Source organism: Shouchella tritolerans (assembly GCF_025770735.1).
In the GTDB taxonomy this organism is placed as follows: domain Bacteria; phylum Bacillota; class Bacilli; order Bacillales; family Bacillaceae_D; genus Shouchella; species Shouchella tritolerans.
The window spans coordinates 1152582-1176975 of record NZ_JAODPB010000001.1 but is presented as its reverse complement, the minus strand read 5'-3'; the positions used below and the strand labels follow the sequence as shown (position 1 = coordinate 1176975).

Here is a 24394-nt window from a genome sequence, read left to right as displayed (position 1 = left end):
AACCATAGCATCATCACTACCCTTGCCAAAGGACAGAAAGTTGAATTGCTCAAAAAGCAAGGTGGTTGGTACCAAGTTAAAGCAGGCAACCGTACAGGTTGGGTTTCTGCTGATTACTTAAATGTCAACGGCTCTGGCAATGTGGACAACGCTCCTTCTATCGGCTCTGCTACAACGACAGCACGCCTTAACTTGCGTTCTGGTGCAGGTACAAACCATAGCATCATCACTACCCTTGCCAAAGGACAGAAAGTTGAATTGCTCAAAAAGCAAGGTGGTTGGTACCAAGTTAAAGCAGGCAACCGTACAGGTTGGGTTTCTGCTGATTACTTAAATGTCAACGGCTCTGGCAATGTGGACAATGCTCCTTCAATCGGCTCTGCTACAACGACAGCACGCCTTAACTTGCGTTCTGGTGCAGGTACAAACCATAGCATCATCACTACCCTTGCCAAAGGACAGAAAGTTGAGTTGCTCAAAAAGCAAGGTGGTTGGTATCAAGTTAAAGCGGGCAACCGTACAGGTTGGGTTTCTGCTGATTACTTAAATGTCAACAGCTCTGGCAATGTGGACAATGCTCCTGCTATCGGCTCTGCCACCACAACGGCGCGCCTTAACTTGCGTTCTGGTGCAGGTACAAACCATAGCATCATCACTACTCTTGCCAAAGGACAGAAAGTTGAGTTGCTCAAAAAGCAAGGTGGTTGGTACCAAGTTAAAGCGGGCAACCGTACAGGTTGGGTTTCTGCTGACTATTTGAACGTGAGCAACAATCAAGCCAAAACAGAATCAGTTGAGACGGTTATCGACACAGGGACAACGACAGCACGTCTAAACCTTCGTGTTGAACCAAATACATCGAGCAAAATTATGACAACTTTGAACAATGGTCAACAGCTAGACATCTTAAAGAAACAAGGCAGCTGGTACTATGTTAAAGTTGGCTCACAAACGGGCTGGGTCTCTTCCCAATACGTTAAGCTAACGGAAGCTAAACCGACTGTCCAAGTTATGGCACGCACTTTCTCTTTCGCCTCCATTGCTCCAGAAATGGAAACAAACGAGGAAGCAAACGAAGGCGTGACCGAAATTGTGAATGAAGAAAACGATGTTTCCGACTCAGAAAACAGTCAATCAGAGAAACAACAGCCTGTTGATGAAGATGAAAAAGAAGAAGACAAACAAGACGTTCCTGAAAGTGATGGCAACAAAGAGCAAGACAACTTTGCTGATAACGAAGAAGAGCTAACACAAGAACACGAAGCCGTTTCGCCTGACAAAGAACTAGACACAGACGAAAACGCTGAAGAGCCATCAATCGATGAGAATGACACTGTTCCTCACTCCGACGAGGCAAATGACCACACAGTTGAAGAAGACGACCATGTAGCTGATGAAAATGAGCAAGCTAGCGAAACGACTGGCACGGAAAACGACGTTGAAAACGAAGAAAGTGACTTACCAGTATCGGAAGACGCTCCTTCTGAAGACAACGACTCCACTGGTGAGAGCAGCCTAGAAGATCCACAAGATCCAGAAACTGACGCCAGCGCAGATGAACAAGATCCAGAAACTGACGCCAGCACAGATGAACAAGATCCAGAAACTGATGCCAACGCAGATGAACAAGATCTAGATACTGACGCCAGCACAGATGAACAAGATCTAGAAACTGACGCCAGCACAGATGAACAAGATCTAGAAACTGACGCCAGCACAGATGAACAAGATCTAGATACTGACGCCAGCACAGATGAACAAGATCCAGCGAAACAGGTAGCGGAGGAAGAACACGGCGATGCTGATGGTACCTCCGAAGACCAAGACAGTCCAGTTAGCGATACAACTGAAAACAATGAAGCTGACGAAAACAGTGAACCCGTTCAAGAAGAAGAAACAGATGTAGCAGACGACGAAGCTGAGGCATCAGCAGAAGAGGGTGAAGCGTCTTCAGAACAAGGCGAGGAACCTTCAGAAGCAACGGAAGAGCAGCAAACAGCAGTTGGCAAAAAAATCCAACTCGCGGAAAACACGCTCTTATTTAGTGAAGCCTCTAGCGATTCCGAACAACTACTTGAACTTTCCGAAGATGATACCATCGAGATTCTTGAGGAAGACACTGATTTTGTAAAAGTAAAAGCGAACGGCGTTGAAGGCTGGATTGCAGCTGAAGCGCTCGCTGCAGTGCTTCATTAAACAGAGAGAGCGAGGCAACTAGAATTAGTTGCCTCGCTCTTTAAATTAAGGCCTTTTTGCAATCGGTCAACACTGTCTTTGATCACACTTCCGTATAAAAGCCTGCCAACGAGTACGTTGACAGGCTTCAATGCTTCCATGTGGCAATCTGAACCGTCAAACTGCCCATGTCGCGTTCACTGTTTGAGCATGTTTTCGAGTTCTAGATATTGTTTCATTTTTTTAATCAGCGCCGGTTTAAGCTCTTCACGCTGCATAGCAAATTCTAACGTTGTTAACACAAATCCTAGTTTTTCACCCACGTCGTAGCGCTTGCCTTCAAAATCGTAGGCATAGACTTGTTGTTCCTCATTTAACTTTTGAATCGCGTCCGTAAGCTGGATTTCTCCGCCTGCGCCAGTCTCCTGTTTTTCTAAATGGGTAAAGATTTCTGGCGTCAACAAATAGCGTCCTAATATCGCTAAGTTCGAAGGCGCCTCTTCCACTTTTGGCTTTTCAACGAAACGACTAACGCCATACAAGCGCCCTTCTTGGTTTGCAGGGTCAATGATCCCATACCGATTTGTTTCTTCTCTAGGAACTTGCTGGACCCCTATAATACTCGCTTGTTTTTCCTCATATTGTTCAATGAGCTGTTTTAAACAAGGCTTCTCATGTTGGACAATGTCATCGCCAAGCAAAACTGCAAACGGTTCGTTGCCAATGAATTTGCGAGCGCACCAAACCGCGTGACCAAGCCCCTTCGGTTCTTTTTGGCGAATGTAATGAATATCGACTTTGCCCGCTTGTTGTACCGCTTCAAGGAGCTCAAACTTTTCTTTTTTCGCGAGGTTTTCTTCGAGTTCAAACGCATGGTCGAAGTGGTCTTCGATTGCGCGTTTGCCTTTTCCAGTAACGATAATAATGTCTTCAATTCCTGACTCAATCGCTTCTTCAACAATGTATTGAATCGTCGGCTTGTCGACAATTGGCAACATTTCTTTTGGCATTGCTTTTGTGGCCGGCAGGAAACGCGTTCCTAGGCCAGCTGCTGGGATGATTGCTTTTTTGATTGGTTTCATTTCGAAAAACTCCTTTACCGGCAGGCCATTATACCATTTTAATTGGTCGGTTATTTTACTTTAACGCCTATATTGTTGTTGATTGTTTTATACAGATTAAACTTTTTGCCGTTATCAAGTTTAGCAGTCAATGTGGTTTCCGTTCGTTTTTTAACTAGTTTCTTTTCATAGTCCTCATACATAAGGGCAAACTCGTATGAGCCTTTTGGAAGAACGGTTAATTCTTCCATTTTTAGTGAAACCACCACAGAGTCCTCTTTCTGTTTTACTGCATTCGGTAGCTGGTAGACATTCTCCACATTGGCTCTGTCTATTAAGGCAACTCCTTCAATCGGAGGCAGGGAATGGCCAGTCAGTTTAATTTTCAGTTGAATTTTTTCTTGGTCTTGCATTTCTGTATCCAATTCCGCTTTTAACCGAACAGGAATTTTCAATTCTTTCCCATTTTCCAATACAGCAACGTTGTAAGGATGCCCGTTCTCTATAATCTGTTTTGTTTCTCCGCCTTTTTTCGACCATTTTGCCAATGCTTCTAGCGTGCCATAATCCTTTGCCATTGCCAAGTCAAAATAAATAAAGTTTATTGGCTTAATAATCGTCTCTCTAATTTCATAAGGGCGTTTGGCCTTTTTGAAAATGCCCATTGCCTCATGGAATTTGTCGTAATACATTTGTTTATCTTTGCTTTTTACAAAGTGTTTCCGGTCAAAAAGCCTAGTAATGCAGTCAAATTCAATTAAGCGGTTGACGATGTTTTTTTCTTTTTCTGGCTCCAGCTTCTTATTTAATACGTATTTTAAAACTTTAATGTTCGAGTCCATTTTCTCGCCAATATCCGTTTGTTTAGTTAGTGAATTGTTGTCATCGATTCGATTTAAATAATAAATTGTCTCGGTTGTTGTCGAGATTTCTCCTGCAGCCAAAATCACATCTATAAAAAATTGCTTGTCCTCAGCAAACTTCATTTCTGGATAACGGATTTTATGATGCTTGATTAAATCTAAACTCATCATCCGTGCTCTTGGCCCTAAATGGTAAAACAAATGCTTGATCGAAAAAGGGGAGACATTGTGCCTGACTTTACTTGATTCGTATCTTCCAATAACCTTTTGTCCTTTTGAGTCAACTTGAATGGACTTTCCAACGGCATATTTTCCATTTGTCTCTTCTAACAAATCATACAAAATTTGAATGCCATCTAACGAAAGCCAATCATCTGCGTCTACATACATAATGTACTTTGAATTTGCCAAATGCGTTCCCAAGTTCCTCGGAAACGCTGGGGTACCAGTGTTCGTTCCCAGAAAAATGCTAACGATATTCTCGTAGGTTTCTGAGTAACTCTTCAACAATTCCCTTGAACCGTCATTTGAACCATCGTCGACAAGGATGCACGTTATGTTTTCAAACCCAATCGTTTGCTTAATAATTGAATCAACTGTCTTCTCTAAGTAGGCGATCGCATTATATACAGGCACTACTACAGACACCTTCGTGTCTGTCCTCAGCGCTGCTTCATTTAATATCGAGTAATCCACCTTGTTGTAGTACGCTTTTTCATCTTCCTTTTTAGAGAATAAATTGAAGATACCCATTTTTCCCCACTCCTATCTGCACCTCTTAATAGATGGCTAATAGATGGCCTTTATTTTGCAGAAACAATCACTTTTTCAGCAATTTTTTCAGAGGCACGGCCATCATCCAAGTGACAATATTCATCATAGAATTTTTCTATTCTGTCCCTATAAAGCTCCTTGGTTTCGTTCAAGTTTGCTAATGCAGCAATAATTTCATCGGTTGTCTTCAATAATGGGCCAGGCACGTCTGTTTCAAGGTCAATGTAGAAACCTCTCAACGTATCTCGGTACTTCTCAAGGTCGTAAGTAAAGAACAAGATCGGTCGTTTTAAGTTTGCATAATCAAAGAAGACAGACGAATAGTCAGTAATTAGAACATCCGCCAACAAATAAAGCTCGGTCACATCATCATATTGTGAAGCATTATAGACAAAATCCTCTACCCCGGAGAAATCCAACTTATCCGCTATAAAATAATGCGTGCGGATCATAAAGAAATACTCATCTCCAAGCGCTGCTTTTAATTTTTCTAGATCAAGTTGTAACTTAAATTTGTATTGCCCTGGTTTGTAAAATTCATCGTCGCGCCAAGTAGGAGCATAAAGGACAATTTTTTTGTCTTTTGGCAACTGCAGTTTAGCTTTCAGCTGCTCTGCGATTTGTTCTTTATTTTCTGCATAAAGCAAATCATTCCTTGGATAGCCATGTTCCAATATCTCGTTATCAAACATGAACGCCCGTTTGAATATCTCAGTCGAATAATGGTTAGCAGAGACAAGATAGTCCCACGCCCTCGATTGGAGATAAAAATCTTTTTTATAATTCGGGTTAGCTGAATGTACTTCATTCATATCAAATACTAACTTTTTTAAAGGGGTTCCATGCCAAGTTGCAAGAAATACTTGTCCAGGCCGTTTAACAAACCATTTAGGCTGACGCATATTATTTACGTGGAATTTCGCTCTCGCCATAAAGTATAGATGTTTTAAACCAAAGCGTTTTACTTTCACGACCCCTTTAGGCTCTTCTCTCTCTGGATCATTAAAAACCCATATATGTTTGTATTTACCCGGGTAGGTGCGATTTAAATACTCATAAATGTATTTTGGGCTATCTGAATAGTTTCTACCTAAAAAGCTCTCATACAAAATATAGTCTTTCTTGATGGCCAGTTTCTTTGTAAACCATTTTTGATAAAGAACCCGCCGATATGACCCTGGTTTCTTTTTAATCTTTTTCAACGTACGGAAATTCAAGCGCCTATTTGCCATTCGGGCGGCCTTGTTATATTGACCTTCACACAAATGTTGGATTTCTTTTTGATGGATTGGGCGGCTAAAAGAAAATTGATCTAGGCCGATTCGTTTGAATGCGTCAGCCCAAATGCCCTTATATACGTCATCTGGATCATCATTATAAATTCCGTTTAAATACTTATAGTGGTAAGCCTTTAAAAAACGTTTAAGCAAAACGTTTTTGAACGGATGACCGTTTTCTAATGAAGCGATTGCTTGTGCCATTGATTGGGGATACCATTCAATGCCGTTTAACGCTTGCGCAATAGACGGGTCATTAATTGGATCATTGCGGATCAATTTTAAATAAATGGCATCCTTGTCGTACACGACGGCCTTCGTCGTTTTGGTGTATGCTTGTGAAGTAAACAAAATATCACTAAAGCCAAGGACATTCTCCTCAAAATAAATGCCATGCTCAAGAATAAAATTTCGCTTAAAAAGCGTATTGAGAGCAGAAGCACGGTATTTTTTCACCGCTAGTGTTTTCGGCTTCGCTATCCTGTTTTCTAAAAGGCGCTTCAACATCCTGCTATAGGAAGAAGGTAGATGAACGGACACATTCGTTTCTTTTATTGCTCCAAGCACCACATCGTAAGAGTCACTATTGGACTTTGCTGACTCTAATAGTACATATAGGGTGTGCTCATGCAGCAAATCATCGACATCTAAAAAATAGAGGTACTCCCCTGCTGCTACCTCAATGCCTTTATTTCGCTTTTCGTTGACATTTTTTAATTCAGTGTCCACTACAAGTTTTACATCCACATTTGGATTTTCCCTGTTCTCCAATTGAACTTGTTCTGCCAAGGGGGAATCCCCTTCTAAAATGACAATCCATTCAACGTTTGCTTGTAATTGCCCTTTTACTGACTCATAGCAACGTTTTATGTATTTCTCGTCTTGTTGGCTTACAGGTGTGACAATGCTTATTTCGTACATATATATAAAGCCACCTTCCTCGAAAAAAAATGAGCTCCACACTCAATCTAAATTAAAGCATGGAGCTCCCTTTCTTAGTATGAAATTCTAAATGGGAATTTATCCTTGCTTCGCCTCTAGCAATTCCGTCTTAATTTTTGTCGTCGAAATACCAGCAGTACGCGGCAAATAGACCACTTCGCAATACTCTTTTAAGAAGTCAAATTTGCCTCTCCAATCGTCTCCCATGACAAAGACATCGATATCATATTTTTGTACGTCTTCCACTTTTTGCTCCCACGTGTTTTCAGGGATGACTTCATCTACATAACGGATCGCTTCAAGGATCATTTTGCGGTTTTCAAAACTGTGGTACGCTTCTTTTTGTTTAAGGGCATTAAACTCGTCTGATGAAATGGCGACAATCAAATAGTCACCTAAATCTTTTGCCCGTTTTAGTAAATTAATATGGCCCCAATGGAGCAAATCAAACGTTCCGTACGTAATTACTTTTTTCAAGATGCTCTCCTCCTATGGTCACTGTAGCGGTTCTTCTATCGTTCGAGTCGATTCTACACTTAGTTTGCAATAGTATCAGTATAGCATATTTTACAGGCAAGCATTTTGTAATTTCTTGGGGAAATCCGGTAGAATTAAAAGCTTCGCACCGTTAAGAAAAAACGGGCACATACTTTTAAGGCAAACACGAGCAAAAAGCCGCCGATATACCAACTTTGCGCAGCTGTAGGCTGAATTCCTGTCAACATCGTAATTAGCGCCAAGACGAAAAAGAAACCTGGCAAACCTAACAACACGCCAGCAGCCTCAAATAGAAGCCCTTTTGTACGAATTTTATTGACTGGGTCACGTGCATTTGGCGATTGCGAATGTGTAAGCTGGTAGGCAATCGGTACGAATAACGCCATGATGATTAAAACGATGAGCAGATAAAGGATACCTCGCCCGACTGAATCCAATTGCACATACTCTAAGGCCACCATCAGTGACAGGGGCATGGCCAAATACACAGGGAGCGTTGCTCCTTGGATGAGCAAGTCAATAAAGTAGCCTTTCTTTGATGTGTTATTGGAAATTCTCGCCATTTCCCCATCGACGCAATCAAACAAATAGCCTATGTTATAACAGAAAAAAGCAACAATAAATGCAGCTGGAGTAGCCTGCAATAGCCAAAAACCCGAGAAAGCCACAAAGAAAGCGCTCATCCAGCTTACTGCATTTGGCGTCCATTTCCACTTTAAAAACACAATTGTGACATAGATGGAGAGTCGCCGCAATACATACCAAGACCACAGATCTTCTTTCGTACTATAGGATTGCGCTTGTTGACGGTAGGCGCGGATCGCCTTTGTATCGAGCCACGTGGTGGGGAGTTTAGTATTCTCCATTAAAGACCTTCCTCCTTGAAAACTTCCGTTACAACTCTACTAGCCGCATTACCGTCTTCCAAGTGACAAAAACGCTCGATAAAGGCTTCGTATTTTTCCTTATAGGGTTTCATGCCTTCGGCGCTCAGTTGCTCAATCGCTGCTGCTACTTCTGCTGTTGTCCGCACGACCGGTCCCGGCGCTTCCGCCTCCAAGTCAAAATAAAAGCCGCGGACTTCATCACGGTACTCTTCTAGGTCATAGACAAAAAAGATCATTGGTTTCCGTGTATTGGCGTAATCAAAAAACACAGAGGAGTAATCCGTGATTAACAGATCCGACAATAAGTAAAGTTCGTTAATATCATGGAACGCAGATACGTCTTTTACAAATTCACCGTATGCGTCTAAATCAAATTGTTCCTTTATGAATGAATGGAGGCGCAACAAAATAATCGTATCATTGCCAAATCGCGCAAACAGCTCATCTAAGTCCAACTGCAAATCGAATTTATAGGACCCAAGCCCATAATGTTGGTGATCTCTCCATGTTGGCGCATACAAAATCACGTTCTTGCCGTTCGCGATGCCGTACTTTTTCCGCAAGCGGCGTGATGCTTCGTCTAGATCTCCTTGATACAGAATATCATTTCGTGGGTAACCTGTCTCTAAAATTTGTTTGTTGAACGCAAACGCCCTTCTAAAGATCGCGGTAGAATATGGGTTAGGCGACAGCAAATAATCCCAATGGCTTGCTTCAGTTTGGAAATTTTTTATATACGTTGATTTTGATATGCCAGGCATACGAACCTGTTCCATATCGCCGACTAGTTTTTTCAGCGGCGTACCGTGCCAAGTCTGTACATACGTAGTATGGGCCGGTTTTGGCACCCAATTGGGCATTCGGCTGTTAGTCACCCAAAAGCCAGCACGGGCCATATAATAAAACCATTTTAAACTAAGGCGCCGTACATATGGAATTTGCTGTGCTTCAAACTTGCCAATATGATCTTGATTGACGCTCCAGACAAGATCATAGGGCATGTCATGGGAGCGCATGTATTCATAAATCGCCCGTGGATTGCATGAATATTGCTTGCCTGAAAAACTTTCAAACATAACAAGCTTTTTTTTGGCCGGCAGGCACGCAAAACAGGCAAACACAAATCTGGAAAGCATCCTTATTATAGGAAGCTGTTTGATTTTTTTTCGCATTGTTTCCCCCAAACAAACAGATATCCCCACAAATCATCGCGGGGATATGGTCTTATTCGCATCACGTTCATCATAGTCAGTCTTTTATCGGCGGTTATCGCCATTGCCGAAATGGGGCTTACTTCACGGACACTTTTTCGCTTTTGCGGTATACACGGCTCGCTTTTGGCGGTGCTGCTTCCCCTTCTGACTTCGCTTTATTAATGACAACCAAGATCGTTTGCATTAAAATAATGCAGTCCAGCCAAAACGAATAGTTGCGAATATAGTGTAAGTCAAATTTCAGCTTTTTATCAACGTTCGTCGTATATTTCCCCATCACTTGGGCATAACCGGTAATTCCTGGTTTAACCGCGTGGCGGTAGTTGAACCATTTGTTCTCGCGCTGGAACTTTTCTGCAAAGAAATCCCGTTCTGGGCGAGGGCCGACTAAAGACATGTCGCCGATCAAAACATTGATCAGTTGCGGCAGCTCATCAATCCGCGTTTTGCGGATGAACTTGCCTGTTTTCGTAATCCGATCATCATCTGATTTAGCTAATGTAGGTCCTGTTTTGGCCTCTGCGTCCATAACCATTGAGCGGAATTTTAAAATGTTAAACGGTTGATGGTTTTTCCCTAGCCGCTCTTGTTTAAAGAAAATCGGCCCGCCATCTTCCAACTTAATCGCGATCGCTGTTAAGAGCATGACCGGCAGCGTGGCAATCAGCATCACACTTGATGCAGCAATGTCGACAGCCCGTTTAATGAGCAGTTGCGTTAACGTTAACGTAAAAGGCTTTACTTGCATGACCATCGTATCATCCATTGTCGTAACCGATGTATTCATTAAAAGCATATCGTTTACTTTCGGCACAACGTACACAAGTTTTTTCTTTTTCATCGCATGGAACATGAGACGGTCCTTCTTGCCTTCGTCTAACCCTGAACCGAGAAAGACGACATCGTATTGCATTAGCTTTGTCCGTAGTTGGGCAAGCGACTCGCGTTTATCGTACCATCTGACGTAGCTGCTTTTCGATAAGAATGTCGACAGGCTATGTTCCATTTCGGCAAACTCTTCCTCCGAGCCGATAAACATAACTTTTCCTTTTCGCGAAAGCTGGCTGTATTTCGTATAGGCCCCTTTCCAAATAAGCAACAAAATAAAAGCAAGCACATGGGCAAGAAGCAAAACGGAACGAGGCAATGCGAATTCCCGGAAAAAGAATGACACAGTCATTGTCAATAGCATTATGAATGTCAAAGAAATCGCCAATTTGCGGACGAGATCCCACAGATCATGCTGGACAAGACGGTCCAATTCATAAATGCCGAGAAACAGCACACTAATAAGCAAAATCCAAGGAGCCACTGAGCCAAATGCCTCGTAGTTCTTTGGCGTCATCTGGCCCCTTAAAATCGAAAAGGCTAAGCCATATGAAAAAATAATAAGTAGCAAATCGACAAACAGCGTTAAGCCGCGGGTCATTCGATTTGGGATCATAGTAGGCATTTGCATGACTCCTAGTTTCGTAGTTTTCGTCTAACGACATTTTAGCATACGGATATAAGAAAGTCTTTACAGATCCTTAACATTCAATGAAAATCCACAGCTACTCGATATTTTCTCATATTGGCAATGAAGGGCGGCAGTCGCACTTTTAACGGCCAGCCGTCCAGTACGCTTTTGTAAAGAAAGCTTTAAATGATCCATAGCCACGGAAAAAATGAAGACAAAAAAATGTCCCCATGCATGGAAGCAACCATTTCCAGCCTTTCTTCCTTACAAAACCGATTGAAGCATAGGCACTGGCGCCGATATAGGCGATTACACATAGAGCAAAAAACAACGCAAACCCCGAATGAAAAAAGGAGGCCACCAGCAGTGCGAGACCGGCTATAAACGCAAATAACGGCGCTTTGTGGCGGTTTCCAAGGGAACCAGGCGTCACACGGTTGGCGATAATCGTCCACATGCCGTCGCCTAGCGACTTGTCTATTAGGCCGCCTATTGTGCTTCTGACATAGTAAGTGGAACAAATGGTTGTCGAAAGAAAAAATGTTTTTCCAGCCGCACGCATCCGTTTGTGGAATTCCAAGTCTTCGTTTCGTTTTAGCCGATCGTTAAAATAGCCGACTTCTTGAAATACGCTTCGTTTGTAAGCGCCGTATGGCACTGTGTCGACAAAGCCTTCCCAAACTTGGTCACTAGCCAATGTACGGAATTTAGAGTTGCCGACGCCAAAAGGATGGGAATATACATATTCATTTATGCAACCTTGTGCGCCCTCGCCTTTAGACTCGATGATGCCGCCTACGACATCTGCATCAGGCTGTTTACAAATCACCTTCGCATAGCGGAGCAGAAAGTCATCAGGAATCGATGTATGGCCATCAATCCGAAGAACGTACTCCCCTGAAGCTTCCTTAATCGCTAAGTTCCAGCCGACTGGAAGCGTTTGTTTCGGATTATCGACCAATTTAATGATCGAGTGCTTCTGTTGGTATGATCTTACAATTTCTCGTGTATTGTCCGTCGAATGGCCGTCTACCACAATTAGCTCCATCTCAAAACCGTGACGTTGCTGGTTAAGCACTTGCTCAAGTAGACGACCAATATAAGCTTCTTCGTTGCGCAAGACGAGCAATACGGAAAAAAATGGCGTGCGCTGTGGTGTTTGCTCGCCCATTTCCTCTCCCCCTGATTCATGTATTGACAATGGTGATAATACTACCGGAAAGTGCCGTAGAAGTAAACATTCTTTCCCCCATTTACACGACTGGTACAGAATTTTAGGGAATTTTGTTGTTTTTTCTTCTATTACCGGCTAAGCCATTTTATACTAGATAGAGACTTAAGCCATACAGAAAGGACGACATTGATTGAAGAACACGGTCTTTACAGCACTGATAATGGTTAGTGTTGTGGGCATGGTGATCGCCCACTTTTATTACCAAAATCGCGTGAATACGATCGCAAAAGAGGCGATTTCCCAAGCATCTGTCGACACACACAGCCAAGAGAAAACAAGGACAAAAGCGGAGCATGATAGCGAGGCGATTGAAATCGGCGGATGGCTTGGCGATTTTCTTGACAGCCAAGACGATGACTCGGCGCATATTGTCTTTTTCGGTTCTAGCTCCATCGAGAACGAAAACGGAAAAAGCTGGCCAGAGCTTGTGATGGAACAAATTGAAAATGGGGCTGCTTCGCCCACTATCGATTACGAAGTCATTTCAGTCGGAAGCGACACAACAAGCGACCAGCTTCTGGAAGAAGGGTTTGCCGACAAGATTGCAGAATCCGAGCCTGCTGTGCTTGTGCTCGAATCACTGACGCTCAACGACAACGGCCATCTTGCAGCATCTGACTCAATTGCCCACCTCTCTGCTTTTATTGACGCCGTTTCCGAACAAATTCCAGGTGTTGAAATTATCCTTGTGCCGACAAACCCAATTGGCCCAGCAACCGCCTACCCTGGACAGATTGATGTTTTAAACGAACAAGCCCCATCACTCCCTGTAACGTATTTTGACCATTGGGATGCTTGGCCAGCCGAGGAGGAAATGGCCGCATACGTAGAAAGCGGGCGGCCGACAAGCAAAGGCCATGAACTTTGGGCGTCGGTTTTTAGTCAATTTTTCATTGGCGAGTAAGCAGTTTGCTTTTCATTTTTTCAAAATGCGCTATAATGGACGTTCTGTTCATATGAACAGAACGTCCTTTCGTTTTTGGCCAAAAAAAATGTTTTTTAAAAGTTATACACAAGCGTTTCCCTTCGTGGACAAGCCTCTATTCTAATTGTGCACAGGTTGGGGATAAATCAATATATTGATTAATTCCCGTTTATCATCTACCATATGTGGTATACAAAACAATAATCAAACACAAAAAGATTCTTTGTACAGGGTTGTGATGAAGGTGAAAATTGTTTTTGATTCAAAAACGGGAAACGTTAAACGATTTGTGGCGAAATTGCCATTTGACGACATTGAACAAATTGATGACACGACCATGGTGGACAAGCCTTTCGTATTGATTACGTATACGACTGGTTTTGGCGACCTCTCGCCTAGGACACGCGTCTTTCTTGAGAAGAACCATGAGCAGCTGCAAGGAGTAGCTGCAAGTGGAAACCGGGTTTGGGGAGACTGCTTTGCAAGAAGCGCAGACACCATCGCAAACATGTACAATGTTCCTGTTCTTCATAAATTCGAGCTAAGCGGAACGTCTAGAGACGTCGATGCTTTTTTACAGGGGGTAAATTCAATTGGCACAAGTTCCAAAGTGGGTTCAGCTTAACAACGAGCTAATGATTACAAAAGACGGCAGCTACCAGTTTGAAAAGGACAAAGAAGCTGTACATAGCTATTTCGTAGACAATATTAACCAAAATACCGTCTTTTTCCATGATCTTGAAGAAAAGATCGACTACTTAATTGAAAATGATTATTACGAAGAAGAGCTTCTGCGCTTGTATACGATCGACGAAATCAAAGCGGTGATGGACATTGCCTATAACAAAAAATTCCGTTTTCCGTCGTTTATGAGCGCTTTTAAATTTTACAATGATTACGCGCTAAAAACGAATGACAAAAGCAAAATTTTAGAGCGGTATGAAGACCGTGTTGCCATTGTTTCCCTTTTCTTTGGGAACGGGGATGTTGAAAAAGCCAAAGCGCTAGTAGAAGCGATGATTTCACAAGAGTTCCAGCCAGCGACGCCCACGTTCCTCAATGCAGGACGTAAACGCCGCGGCGAACTCGTTTCCTGCTTCTTGCTTGAAATTAACGATTCATTAAATGACATTAGCCGAGCTGTCGACATTTCGATGCAGCTCTCAAAGCTTGGCGGCGGTGTGGCCCTTAATTTATCAAAGTTACGCGCGAAAGGCGAGGCAATCAAAGATGTGGCCAACGCGACAAAAGGCGTTGTCGGCGTTATGAAACTTCTCGACAATGCGTTTCGCTACGCTGACCAAATGGGACAGCGCCAAGGGTCTGGCGCAGCATACTTAAATATTTTCCACGCTGACATTAACGACTTTCTTGACACGCGGAAAATTTCTGCGGATGAAGACGTACGCGTTAAAACATTATCGATTGGCGTCGTTATCCCAGACAAATTTATTGAGTTGATGCGCGAAGATAAAGATGCATACTTGTTTTATCCACATACTGTTTATAAAGCTTACGGCCAACATTTTGATGAAATGGACATGGAAGAGATGTACGAAACGCTCGTTGATGACCCCCGGGTACGGAAAGAAAAAATCAATCCTCGTCGCCTGTTCCAAAAGCTGGCGATCTTGCGGTCCGAATCCGGCTACCCATACATTATGTTTGCCGACAACGTAAACAAGGCCCATGCAAATGGCCATATTAGTAATGTCAAGTTTTCAAACTTATGTTCGGAGATCTTACAAGCCTCGGAAGTATCGACTTACACCGACTACGGCGAGGAAGATGAAATCGGCCTAGATATTTCCTGCAACCTTGGGTCGATTAACATTATGAACGTGATGGAAAATAAATCGCTTGAAAACACGGTTAGCCTGGCGACGGACGCCTTAACACGCGTGTCAGAATCAACCAATATCACCAATGCGCCAGCGGTGCGCCGCGGTAACAAACTGATGAAATCCATCGGCCTCGGCGCAATGAATTTGCATGGCTACCTAGCGAAGCAGCATATTGCTTACGAAAGCGAAGAAGCTCGTGATTTTGCCAATACCTTTTTTATGGCGATGAACTACTTCTCTATTAAACGGTCTGCCGAGATTGCCAGGGACCGGGGTGAAACATATCACGGCTATGAAGGTAGCACGTACGCTGACGGCTCCTACTTTAAAAAGTATATCGAGAATGACTTCACGCCTAAATTTGACAAAGTCAAGGCTCTGTTTGACGGTATGTTTGTGCCAACGAAAGAAGATTGGCAAGCATTGCAAGCATTTGTGGCAGAACATGGCCTTTACCATAGTTACCGATTAGCAATCGCGCCAACTGGTTCGATTTCTTATGTGCAGTCGGCTACGGCAAGCGTCATGCCGATTATGGAACGGATTGAAGAACGGACATATGGCAACTCCAAAACATACTACCCAATGCCTGGGCTTAATGCGCACAATTGGTTCTTCTACAAAGAAGCCTATGACATGGATATGTTTAAAGTCGTTGATATGATTGCAACAATCCAACAACACGTCGATCAAGGGATCAGCTTTACGCTTTTCCTAAAGGATACGATGACGACCCGTGACTTGAACCGAATCGACCTTTACGCGCACCATAAAGGCATCAAAACCCTTTACTACGCGCGCACAAAAGATACAGGGCAAGACAACTGCCTTTCTTGTGTCGTTTAACAAAGTTTAAATGCAACCTAAAAAGGAGAGTGCCTAATGACGCACGTCTACGATGCGGCCAACTGGTCCAAGCATGAAGATGATTTTACGCAAATGTTTTATAACCAAAACGTCAAACAGTTTTGGCTTCCCGAGGAAGTCGCCTTAAATGGCGACCTTCTCACGTGGAAGTATTTGACGCCTGCCGAAAAAGACACGTATATGAAAGTGCTTGCTGGCTTGACGTTGCTCGACACCGAACAAGGAAATACCGGCATGCCTCTTGTGGCAGAACACGTTCAAGGGCATCAACGCAAAGCGGTTTTAAACTTTATGGCGATGATGGAAAACGCCGTCCATGCCAAGTCTTATTCAAACATTTTCATGACACTTGCTACATCAGAAGAAATCAATGATTTGTTTGAATGGGTCAAAGTCAACCCCCGCCTCCAAAAAAAGGCGAATACGATCGTCTCGATTTATAAAGACATTAAACGCGGCGACGACATTTCTCTTTTTAAAGCACTAGTCGCTTCTGTTTACTTAGAAAGCTTTTTGTTCTACAGCGGTTTCTACTACCCGCTTTATTTCTATGGCCAAGGAAAGTTGATGCAAAGCGGTGAAATTATTAACCTCATTCTTCGCGATGAAGCAATCCACGGCGTATATATTGGGCTGTTGGCGCAAGAAATTTACAACAAGCAATCCTCTGATACGCAAAAGGAACTGCACCAATTTGCGATTGAGCTTTTAGATGAACTGTATAAAAATGAGCTCCTTTATACGGAAGATCTGTATGATCAAGTCGGGCTTTCCCATGATGTAAAAAAATTCATTCGCTACAATGCCAATAAAGCATTAATGAACCTTGGCTTTGATCCTTATTTTGAAGACGAGGAAATCAACCCGATCGTCCTCAACGGACTGAATACAAAAACGAAGTCACATGACTTTTTCTCGATGAAAGGAAACGGCTACAAGAAAGCAACCGTCGAACCCCTTCGTGATGAGGATTTCTTCTTTCCGGAAGCCGAGGAAAAAGCAAAGCAAGAGCAGCGTTAATCGCCTGCTCTTGCTTTTTGCTTTTCGCAAAGTTAAAAAAATCCTCTTGCTTTGCTTGTCTAGCTGTACGATAATGTACATGTTCAACGATCAGCAGCGATGCCTTTTCACTTGCTGCTTTTTCGACAGGGGGAAACTATGTTGGGAAAAATGGATGAAATGATTGTTGTCGCACCGCGCAAACACGTTTTTCATAACGAAACACTTGCTTTTCAAGGCGTTGTTAGCGAACGGGAACAAGTAGCAACGATTATGAACCGCCTTAACCGCCACTTCAGCGAGATGCGCCGTGGCAATGCAGAAGAAGACACCACTTACAAACAGCCAATTCCTTATGTCGTCATTCGTCGTGGGAAAGAGATTTACTCCTACGAACGCCTAAGCGGCGGCGGCGAGGCCCGCTTGCACAATCAACTTTCTATTGGCTTTGGCGGCCATATGAATGCGATTATGTCGTCAAGTTTTATTGAAATGCTCGAAGCCAATACACATCGAGAATTACACGAAGAACTCATCTTTGATGCAAGCAAGCAAAAAGCAATGAAGACGATTGGCTTAATTAATGACGATGCCAATGAAGTCGGCCGCGTCCACCTAGGCATTCTCTCCGTCCTTGATCTCGAAGAGGATACAGACGTTTCCATCCGAGAGACCAATCAACTTGCCGGGCGTTGGGCTACCCTTGAAGAGCTAAGCGCACAGCCTATGTATGACCGGCTAGAAAGCTGGTCCAAATTCGTTGTTGATATTTTAAACCATACTTCTTAATACGTTAAGCCCGCTATATGCAAATAGCGGGCTATTATTTCGGACTTCTACACGACGGTTGCTCCCAATGCTTGCTGAAAGTGGCGCAATGCCCACTCGTGGCCAGATTGATCGAAACTAGCAACTCCTTCTTTATAGACAGTTACTTTGTAGCCAAGGGAATAGGCGTAAACGGCTGTATGAAGCACGCAAATATCAGTGACGTCACCAACAAGATGGATTTCCTTAATGCCACGTTCCCGCAATAACAAATCAAGATTGGTTCCGACAAATGCAGAGTAGCGTGTCTTATCAAGCCAAATGACATGCTCCTCTCCCTTTATCCGCTCATATTGAACGCCGACCTTTCCGTACAATTCGCGCCCTTTCGTGCCACGGATGTTATGGGGCGGAAAAAGCGATGTTTCGGGGTGGTATTGATCGCTTTGTTCATGGACATCTACTGCATAGACGACTAAATCACCGGCCCGGTGGAATGCTTCGACTTTGTCGACAATCGCGTCTTCAATCGCTTGTCCTGGCGCCCCTAATGTTAAAGCTCCCTCATCGGCAATAAAATCATACGTATAGTCAATAACAAGCAACGCTTTCAATCGCTTCACCTTCCTCTTTTCTTCTATCATAACGCAAAAAGCGAAACAAGCCTATAAAATGTGAATCCATGTACAACACGATGCTTTTTTGATACGTTATCGTTAAAAGGAGGCGTTTATGTGAAAACCGTTGATGAACTTCAAGCCACGCTAGCGGAATTAAAAAGCGATTTTGTTCGCATCCAAGGCGATGTTGAAAAAATTGAAACAACTGGCGGCAATGTTGCCCAAGCAGTAAAACAGCTAACCGCTTTAGAAGAGGAAATCGCAAGCGTAAGGAAACAACTTAACGAGGCAATCAAGAACAGGGACAAAGAGGACGCATAGCGCCTCTTTGCTTTTTTCATGTCCTCCCTTCTTTCTACATAGGTATAGAGTATTAACAAGAGGAAAGAGGGTTTTTTTCATGCAATTGCACGTCGTTCAGACAGGGGAATCACTCTATGGCATTGCCCAAGCTTACAGCACATCGCCCCAATCAATTGCCACCGCCAACCAACTGGATGCCCCTAATGAACTTGTTGTAGGCCAGACGCTTGTCATTCCGATCTACGGAAGGTACTATTTTGTCCAGCCTGGTGATACATTAAGCGTCATTGCTGCGCGCTATGGCTTTTCTGTCCAACAGTTGGCCGAAATAAACAACCTTTCGCCAACTCAAGTTCTCCCTGTCGGTTTTCGTCTTTACTTGCCTCCTGTAACAAAGCAGGAAATTGAAACGAATGCCTATATTGAACCAACACAGGATACGATTAGTGAGGCGTTGCTCGCTTCTGCCCGTGAAGCAGCTCCGTACTTGACGTACTTAGCGCCGTTCAGTTACCGCATCACTGCTGAAGGAGCACTGTTGCCTGTTCCCCTTGGCAGTCTTCCTGATATTGCAGACGAAAACAACACCGCTTTAATGATGGTGATTACAAACTTGCAGGAAGGGGCCTTTAGTGGCGAACTTGGCCAGACTGTACTAGAATCACCTGACATCCAAAACGCGCTCCTTGAGGCAATTGTCGCAGAAGCCAATCGTGTTGGCCGCTTTTCCGATGTCCATTTCGATTTTGAATTTTTACCTCCAGCCATGAGGGAACCTTATAATGCCTTTCTAAGAAAAGCAGTCGACAGGCTCCATCAAGAAGGGCTGCTCGTCTCCACCGCTCTTGCTCCAAAAACAAGCGCCGCTCAAACAGGGCAATGGTATGAGGCTCATGATTATCGGGCACATGGTGAGATTGTCGATTTTGTCGTGCTCATGACCTATGAGTGGGGCTACTCAGGCGGACCACCTCAGGCCGTTTCGCCAATAGGGCCTGTAACCGATGTAGTCGAATACGCTTTAACTGAAATGGCGCCAGACAAAGTGATGCTTGGCCAAAATTTATATGGCTACGATTGGACATTGCCGTTCGAGCCTGGCGGAGAATACGCGTGGGCAATAAGCCCCCAGCAAGCAATTGCATTAGCGCGAGAACACAATGTTGCAATTGAATTTGACACAGACGCACAGGCCCCTTTCTTTCACTACATTGACGCGAACGGCAGGGAACACGAAGTTTGGTTTGAAGATGGCCGTTCCATTCAGGCGAAGTTCAACCTAATTAAACAGCGCCAACTTCGTGGCATTAGCTACTGGAAGCTCGGTTTGTCATTCCCGCAAAACTGGCTGTTGCTCAATGACCAATTTACGATCCGCAAACGCCGCTAATACACGTTTAGGCAAATGGAAAATCGGCAATTCTATTAGTGCCTGTCCAAAGGCAAAATAAGGCAGTGGGAATCGATGTTAGCATCGTCACCTTAAAGCCTTAAAAGCTGGAGTAAAGAAGGTGCACTATGTCCCCAAAAACAGCGGTCATAACTGGAGCAGCATCAGGGATCGGCAGAGCAACAGCAATAGTGTTTGCCAAAAAAGGAATCACGCTTGCTTTAATTGATCAAGACGAACAGAGGTTAAAAACGTTGAAAGCGGAGCTTGGTAAAGATCACGTTCATTGTTTCCAGGCTGACATTTCAGACGCCAAACGGATGAAGACTGTATTTAATGAAATCGGCGAAACGGTTAAAGCCATTGATATCCTCTTTGCCAATGCTGGCATAAACGGCACGGTCACTTCGATTGAAGCCTTCGAGCCGAAGGATTGGGAACAGACGTTACAGGTCAATTTAACGGGCACTTTTTTAAGCGTCAAATATGCAATTCCGCTTATGAAGAAACATGGCGGAAGCATCATTATGACCAGTTCTGTTAATGGCACTCGCGTCTTTTCCAACTTCGGTATGTCTGCTTACAGCGCCTCAAAAGCAGGAATCGCCGCTTTTGCCAAGATGGCCGCGCTAGAGCTTGCTAACTATGGCATACGCGTCAATGTCATTTGCCCAGGCGCCATTCGCACACATATCGATGAACGGACATACCGCCATGAGGAAGCGCTCACACCGATTACAATCAATAAAAAAAGCGGGCCATTTCCGACGCCTCCTGGCACACCAGAGCAAGTCGCTGACACTGTCCTTTATTTAGCGTCAGACGGTGCCAAACATATTAGCGGCGCAGAAATCGTGATTGACGGGGCACAGACGCTGCTGTAAACGGCTATCAGAGACGGATAGAAAACGCTTGGCAACAAGGCGTACAGGCGAGGAAAACAACAAATAATCAATGATTCGAGGTAGCTATAGTCGGAGCAGCCATCCTAACTGGAGGCTGCTCCTGTTTTATTCACTCCAAATAGACTTAAGCTGGTGAACAGTGCATGTTGGCATAACGATGGTTCCTCCTTCTGCAAATACGTTTATGCCAGTGCTTGTTTCTTGCGGGTAAATTCGGCTTGTCATCACCGTTTCTCCATCATTAATGAACACCTCAACGGAAGATCGATCGATAAACAAGCGAACATCGATTGTGGCCGCAGACTTGATTGAAACCGTCCGCGCTCCACCTGGCCCTTCTCCTGAGCGAGAGCGGTCCAACGTAACCGTGTGCTTCGACAAGTCAAACCGGAGCACCGTTTCCTCGCTCCCATCTGTAGCACAGCAAAATCTAATTCCAAAAGCAGAAGCATCTGAATCGACAAGGGCGAACCGGGCTTCAAGCTCTACTAAGTTGCCTGATGAAATGATGGGGTGCACTTGCTTGACGTGAAGCGGGCCAATTGGGGATGATTGTTGTCGCAATAACGTCAGCTCTTCAATTGGTTTCATTGCTATTTTTCCTTCATCGGTAAGCACCAATTCCCTTGGCAAAGTCATCGCCCCTGCCCAACCATGCTTTTGGCTTGGCTTTGGCGATTCCCACATATCCATCCAACCGATGGCAATCCGTCTTCCATTGCCGTCCAATAACGTTTGCACGGCATAAAAATCATGCCCGTAATCAAGCTCTGTAAAACTGCTCCGTATAAATTGGCCATTCACATAATCGCCAACCATATAAACCGTTTGATGATGATTTAAATACCGGTCTCCTTCTGGCTCAACGCCTTGTGGTGATGCAAGCAGCACATATTTATTGCCGAGCTTGAAAAAGTCTGGGCATTCCCACATATAGCCTTCATTGCCACCGTCATTTTGGGCAAGCACACCTCGGTATGTCCATTCTTCAAGATTCGCCGATTCGTATAGCAACACTTGCCCCTGGCCATTTTTAGTTGCTCCAACAACCATGTACCAAACTCCGTTTTCACGCCACACTTTTGGATCGCGGAAATCCTGCCCCATGCCTGCTGGTTGATGTTGAATCACCGGATTGGCGTTTGCTTTATAAAAGCGGATGCCGTCACTGCTACGTGCAATGTTTTGGTTTTGCACAATGACGTCTTTTTGAGGATCAATGACATTGTGGCCTGTATATACGAGTGTTAGCGTACCCTGGTCGTCTACCGCACTCCCTGAAAAACAGCCATCGCGGTCATATGCCTCACCAGGAGCTAAAGCAACCGGCAAATGGCGCCAATGAACGAGATCATCGCTTATCCCATGGCCCCAATGCATCGACCCCCATGTTTCCCCATAGGGGTAGTGTTGGTAAAAGGCATGGTATTGCCCGTTGAAATAAATGAGCCCATTTGGGTCATTCATCCACCCCGAAGGCGCCATTAAATGATAGCCAAGCCGGTAGGCAGCACGTTCATTTTGGTTTGCTTGAACGGTTTTTGTTGCTTGTATCACTCGTTCTCTGTGGCTTTTATTTCCGTGTACTTGATTCATCCCTATTGCTCTCCTTCTCCTGTTGAATAAACCCGTATTCTTTTTTCGAGACCGTTTTTTGGCTCTCTGGCAACTACTTCGGCATTCCCTTGGCCAATTGCTTGGATCATCACTCCTTGTTCTGTTTCATCGATCACGGTGACGATGTCCTCATCACTGCTTCCCCACTCGATCATTTCTTCGCCCACGTTGTAATCTGGTTTCAAATCGGCAATAAGCTCTTTTGTTTCCCCAATCGCCAACCGAACTATTTCTTCATTGGTCACAATCCGTTCCAACTGTCCCTCGGGCACACGGGCACGCCACACATTATGCAAATGGATTGCTTGTGCATGCTGGACATGGATGGAGCCACCGTCGGCATACCATTCAATCCCTGCGTTCGTTGGATCCGTATAAATAAGGGATGTAAACGTAAGCTCGCCGTCATTGATAAACCATTCAATCGATGATTCATCGACAAGCACATCCAGCTTCATGAAACCCCGTTTTGCATCATAATCTGCCTCATAGCGCTGTCCGAATGGAAATGGTTGGCCATTGCGATCGATTATCGTTTCCAGCCCTGCATTGGTACGATCTAAAAACACTTTCTGATATTCCCCATCAAAGCCAAGAAGTGACTCAACACCATCACCATGCCTGAGCCGCAAGCCAAATTCTCGCAAATCTTCCCACGAAACTTCGGCTGTAAAACGGTAAGTCGTCCCTTTAAAATCAAGGGGAGTAGCCTCATTGGCAACGTCAAAAGGAGCAAAATCCTGTTGTTTGGCATTAATTGTATCAAGTTCGGATATCGGCTTTTGCCGTAGTCGCACTTGCCCGTTGGAATTTGTATACAACCCTAACTCTCGTGGAATCGACATCGCTCCCATCCATGGATCGGTTGGCGATTGGTACGGATAACGCCAGTTCGCCATCCAGCCGAGCCAAACCGTGCGGCCATCCAAATTCGCAAATGTTTGCGCCGCATAAAAGTCCTGGCCTCTGTCAGTAATCAGCACATCAGCGGCATCATTGTCGTTTGTAAAGGTAGTCCCGTCAAATTCACCGACAAAATATTGCGCAGTAGAGCCATTGGTTTCATCATTATCGCCCACACTTACGTGGAGAACCCACTTTTGATTGTCCTCATCGCCGTCAACTGGTAGGCGGAACAAATCTGGGCATTCCCACACTGCAGCATGCAATCCTTCCTCGTCACCAAACTGACTTGCAAATGCCCAATCAATCAAGTTGTCAGAATGGTAAAAGCTGACGGTCTGATTCGTTGAGACTACCATGACCCACTTTGCCGTTTCCTCATGCCAAAACACTTTCGGATCGCGGAAATCTTTCATGCCAGTGTTTGGGATAACAGGATTGCCAACATACCGTTCCCACGTCCGTCCATCATCTTTGCTATAAGCAATCGATTGGGCTTCGCCACCCTCTGTGTTTGTATAAATAGCAACTAATCCCGGCTTCCCGCCAAACAAACCGCTTGTGTCCTTCTCATCAACAACCACACTACCGGATAACGCTTGACCTAAATGATCATGTTCCAACGCAACGGGCAAGTGCTCCCAATGAAGCAAATCCTTGCTAACAGCATGGGCCCACGTGCCATTTTTTTGATGGAATAAATGGTATTCCCCTTTATAAAATACGAGCCCATTTGGATCAGCTAAATTGCCCACGGGGGTAGAGAAGTGGTACTGTGGCCTATACCGTTCTGTGTAATAAGAAGCGTCTTCTCTTAATGCCGCCATTCTTTCCCCTCCTGTTTCAAGCATCGTACAACTAGTGCCTAT

General features: G+C 44.2%; 20 protein-coding genes. 9 read left to right on the top strand and 11 right to left on the bottom strand.

The window, feature by feature from the left end; genetic code table 11:
* On the top strand, positions 1–2196 hold a 2196-nt coding region (locus N6H06_RS05585), incomplete at its 5' end, for an SH3 domain-containing protein (protein ID WP_263705829.1).
* Positions 2197–2372: 176 nt separating this feature from the next.
* Here the strand turns inward: N6H06_RS05585 and galU are convergent.
* The 8 genes from galU to N6H06_RS05545 form a co-directional block, all read right to left on the bottom strand.
* On the bottom strand, positions 2373–3257 hold the full coding sequence (gene galU / locus N6H06_RS05580; RefSeq protein ID WP_062746307.1) for a UTP--glucose-1-phosphate uridylyltransferase GalU: 885 nt from the start codon (positions 3255–3257) through the stop codon (positions 2373–2375).
* A 50-nt stretch (positions 3258–3307) separates the two neighbouring features.
* A complete protein-coding gene (locus N6H06_RS05575) occupies positions 3308–4852 on the bottom strand; it encodes a glycosyltransferase family 2 protein (RefSeq protein ID WP_263705828.1) in 1545 nt (514 codons plus the stop codon).
* A 50-nt stretch (positions 4853–4902) separates the two neighbouring features.
* Positions 4903–7071, bottom strand: coding sequence for a bifunctional glycosyltransferase/CDP-glycerol:glycerophosphate glycerophosphotransferase (locus N6H06_RS05570; protein ID WP_263705827.1), 2169 nt, complete (start codon positions 7069–7071; stop codon positions 4903–4905).
* A gap of 99 nt (positions 7072–7170) precedes the next feature.
* Positions 7171–7569: a glycerol-3-phosphate cytidylyltransferase gene (gene tagD / locus N6H06_RS05565; protein ID WP_011247943.1), complete on the bottom strand. Its 399-nt coding sequence runs from the start codon at positions 7567–7569 to the stop codon at positions 7171–7173.
* A gap of 134 nt (positions 7570–7703) precedes the next feature.
* Positions 7704–8456 (bottom strand): CDP-alcohol phosphatidyltransferase family protein, encoded by a 753-nt coding sequence (locus N6H06_RS05560; RefSeq protein WP_263705826.1) that lies wholly within the window; start codon positions 8454–8456, stop codon positions 7704–7706.
* A complete protein-coding gene (locus N6H06_RS05555; protein ID WP_263705825.1) occupies positions 8456–9649 on the bottom strand; it encodes a CDP-glycerol glycerophosphotransferase family protein in 1194 nt (397 codons plus the stop codon). Before N6H06_RS05555 ends, N6H06_RS05560 begins: the two co-directional genes overlap by 1 nt.
* Before the next feature lie 118 nt (positions 9650–9767).
* Positions 9768–11144 carry a sugar transferase gene (locus tag N6H06_RS05550; RefSeq protein ID WP_238583295.1) on the bottom strand — a complete coding sequence of 459 codons (1377 nt, stop codon included), beginning with the start codon at positions 11142–11144 and terminating at the stop codon, positions 9768–9770.
* A 148-nt stretch (positions 11145–11292) separates the two neighbouring features.
* A complete protein-coding gene (locus N6H06_RS05545; RefSeq protein ID WP_263705824.1) occupies positions 11293–12321 on the bottom strand; it encodes a glycosyltransferase family 2 protein in 1029 nt (342 codons plus the stop codon).
* 193 nt (positions 12322–12514) lie between these two features.
* Between N6H06_RS05545 and N6H06_RS05540 the strand changes: the two genes are divergently transcribed.
* The 5 genes from N6H06_RS05540 to N6H06_RS05520 all read left to right on the top strand — a co-directional run bounded on the left by N6H06_RS05540 (position 12515) and on the right by N6H06_RS05520 (position 17808).
* Positions 12515–13288, top strand: coding sequence for an SGNH/GDSL hydrolase family protein (locus tag N6H06_RS05540; RefSeq protein ID WP_062746297.1), 774 nt, complete (start codon positions 12515–12517; stop codon positions 13286–13288).
* Positions 13289–13547: 259 nt separating this feature from the next.
* Positions 13548–13934, top strand: coding sequence for a class Ib ribonucleoside-diphosphate reductase assembly flavoprotein NrdI (gene nrdI / locus N6H06_RS05535; protein WP_062746295.1), 387 nt, complete (start codon positions 13548–13550; stop codon positions 13932–13934).
* Positions 13897–15999 carry a class 1b ribonucleoside-diphosphate reductase subunit alpha gene (gene nrdE / locus N6H06_RS05530; RefSeq protein WP_213028930.1) on the top strand — a complete coding sequence of 701 codons (2103 nt, stop codon included), beginning with the start codon at positions 13897–13899 and terminating at the stop codon, positions 15997–15999. Before nrdI ends, nrdE begins: the two co-directional genes overlap by 38 nt.
* A gap of 36 nt (positions 16000–16035) precedes the next feature.
* Entirely contained in the window at positions 16036–17040 is a 1005-nt protein-coding gene (gene nrdF, locus N6H06_RS05525) for a class 1b ribonucleoside-diphosphate reductase subunit beta (protein ID WP_062746293.1), read from the top strand.
* A 141-nt stretch (positions 17041–17181) separates the two neighbouring features.
* Positions 17182–17808, top strand: a complete 627-nt coding sequence (locus tag N6H06_RS05520; protein ID WP_062746626.1) for a hypothetical protein — start codon at positions 17182–17184, stop codon at positions 17806–17808.
* Between the two features lie 47 nt (positions 17809–17855).
* Here the strand turns inward: N6H06_RS05520 and N6H06_RS05515 are convergent, their stop codons facing one another.
* Positions 17856–18401 (bottom strand): cysteine hydrolase family protein, encoded by a 546-nt coding sequence (locus N6H06_RS05515; RefSeq protein ID WP_263705878.1) that lies wholly within the window; start codon positions 18399–18401, stop codon positions 17856–17858.
* A gap of 120 nt (positions 18402–18521) precedes the next feature.
* On the opposite strand from N6H06_RS05515, the gene N6H06_RS05510 reads away from it, so the two are divergent.
* The 3 genes from N6H06_RS05510 (at position 18522) to N6H06_RS05500 (ending at position 20984) form a co-directional block, all read left to right on the top strand.
* Positions 18522–18728 (top strand): SE1832 family protein, encoded by a 207-nt coding sequence (locus tag N6H06_RS05510; RefSeq protein WP_011247954.1) that lies wholly within the window; start codon positions 18522–18524, stop codon positions 18726–18728.
* Positions 18729–18807: 79 nt separating this feature from the next.
* Positions 18808–20100 (top strand): glycoside hydrolase family 18 protein, encoded by a 1293-nt coding sequence (locus N6H06_RS05505; RefSeq protein WP_263705823.1) that lies wholly within the window; start codon positions 18808–18810, stop codon positions 20098–20100.
* Between the two features lie 128 nt (positions 20101–20228).
* The gene (locus tag N6H06_RS05500; protein WP_263705822.1) at positions 20229–20984 is read left to right on the top strand and encodes an SDR family oxidoreductase; all 756 of its coding nucleotides are present in this window, start codon (positions 20229–20231) and stop codon (positions 20982–20984) included.
* Between the two features lie 126 nt (positions 20985–21110).
* On the opposite strand, the gene N6H06_RS05495 is transcribed toward N6H06_RS05500, so the two are convergent.
* Positions 21111–22601, bottom strand: coding sequence for a glycoside hydrolase family 32 protein (locus N6H06_RS05495; protein WP_263705821.1), 1491 nt, complete (start codon positions 22599–22601; stop codon positions 21111–21113).
* 2 nt (positions 22602–22603) lie between these two features.
* The gene (locus N6H06_RS05490) at positions 22604–24352 is read right to left on the bottom strand and encodes a GH32 C-terminal domain-containing protein (protein WP_212954176.1); all 1749 of its coding nucleotides are present in this window, start codon (positions 24350–24352) and stop codon (positions 22604–22606) included.
* Between the last annotated feature and the right edge of the window lie 42 nt (positions 24353–24394).

Bases quoted from the DNA above. Each gene is read 5' to 3' on its own strand.
- galU (WP_062746307.1), bottom strand. From the start codon at position 3,257: ATGAAACCAATCAAAAAAGCAATCATCCCAGCAGCTGGCCTAGGAACG.
- N6H06_RS05575 (WP_263705828.1), bottom strand. From the start codon at position 4,852: ATGGGTATCTTCAATTTATTCTCTAAAAAGGAAGATGAAAAAGCGTAC.
- N6H06_RS05570 (WP_263705827.1), bottom strand. From the start codon at position 7,071: ATGTACGAAATAAGCATTGTCACACCTGTAAGCCAACAAGACGAGAAA.
- N6H06_RS05560 (WP_263705826.1), bottom strand. From the start codon at position 8,456: ATGGAGAATACTAAACTCCCCACCACGTGGCTCGATACAAAGGCGATC.
- N6H06_RS05555 (WP_263705825.1), bottom strand. From the start codon at position 9,649: ATGCGAAAAAAAATCAAACAGCTTCCTATAATAAGGATGCTTTCCAGA.
- N6H06_RS05550 (WP_238583295.1), bottom strand. From the start codon at position 11,144: ATGCCTACTATGATCCCAAATCGAATGACCCGCGGCTTAACGCTGTTT.
- N6H06_RS05545 (WP_263705824.1), bottom strand. From the start codon at position 12,321: ATGGGCGAGCAAACACCACAGCGCACGCCATTTTTTTCCGTATTGCTC.
- nrdI (WP_062746295.1), top strand. From the start codon at position 13,548: ATGAAGGTGAAAATTGTTTTTGATTCAAAAACGGGAAACGTTAAACGA.
- nrdF (WP_062746293.1), top strand. From the start codon at position 16,036: ATGACGCACGTCTACGATGCGGCCAACTGGTCCAAGCATGAAGATGAT.
- N6H06_RS05505 (WP_263705823.1), top strand. From the start codon at position 18,808: ATGCAATTGCACGTCGTTCAGACAGGGGAATCACTCTATGGCATTGCC.
- N6H06_RS05500 (WP_263705822.1), top strand. From the start codon at position 20,229: ATGTCCCCAAAAACAGCGGTCATAACTGGAGCAGCATCAGGGATCGGC.
- N6H06_RS05495 (WP_263705821.1), bottom strand. From the start codon at position 22,601: ATGAATCAAGTACACGGAAATAAAAGCCACAGAGAACGAGTGATACAA.
- N6H06_RS05490 (WP_212954176.1), bottom strand. From the start codon at position 24,352: ATGGCGGCATTAAGAGAAGACGCTTCTTATTACACAGAACGGTATAGG.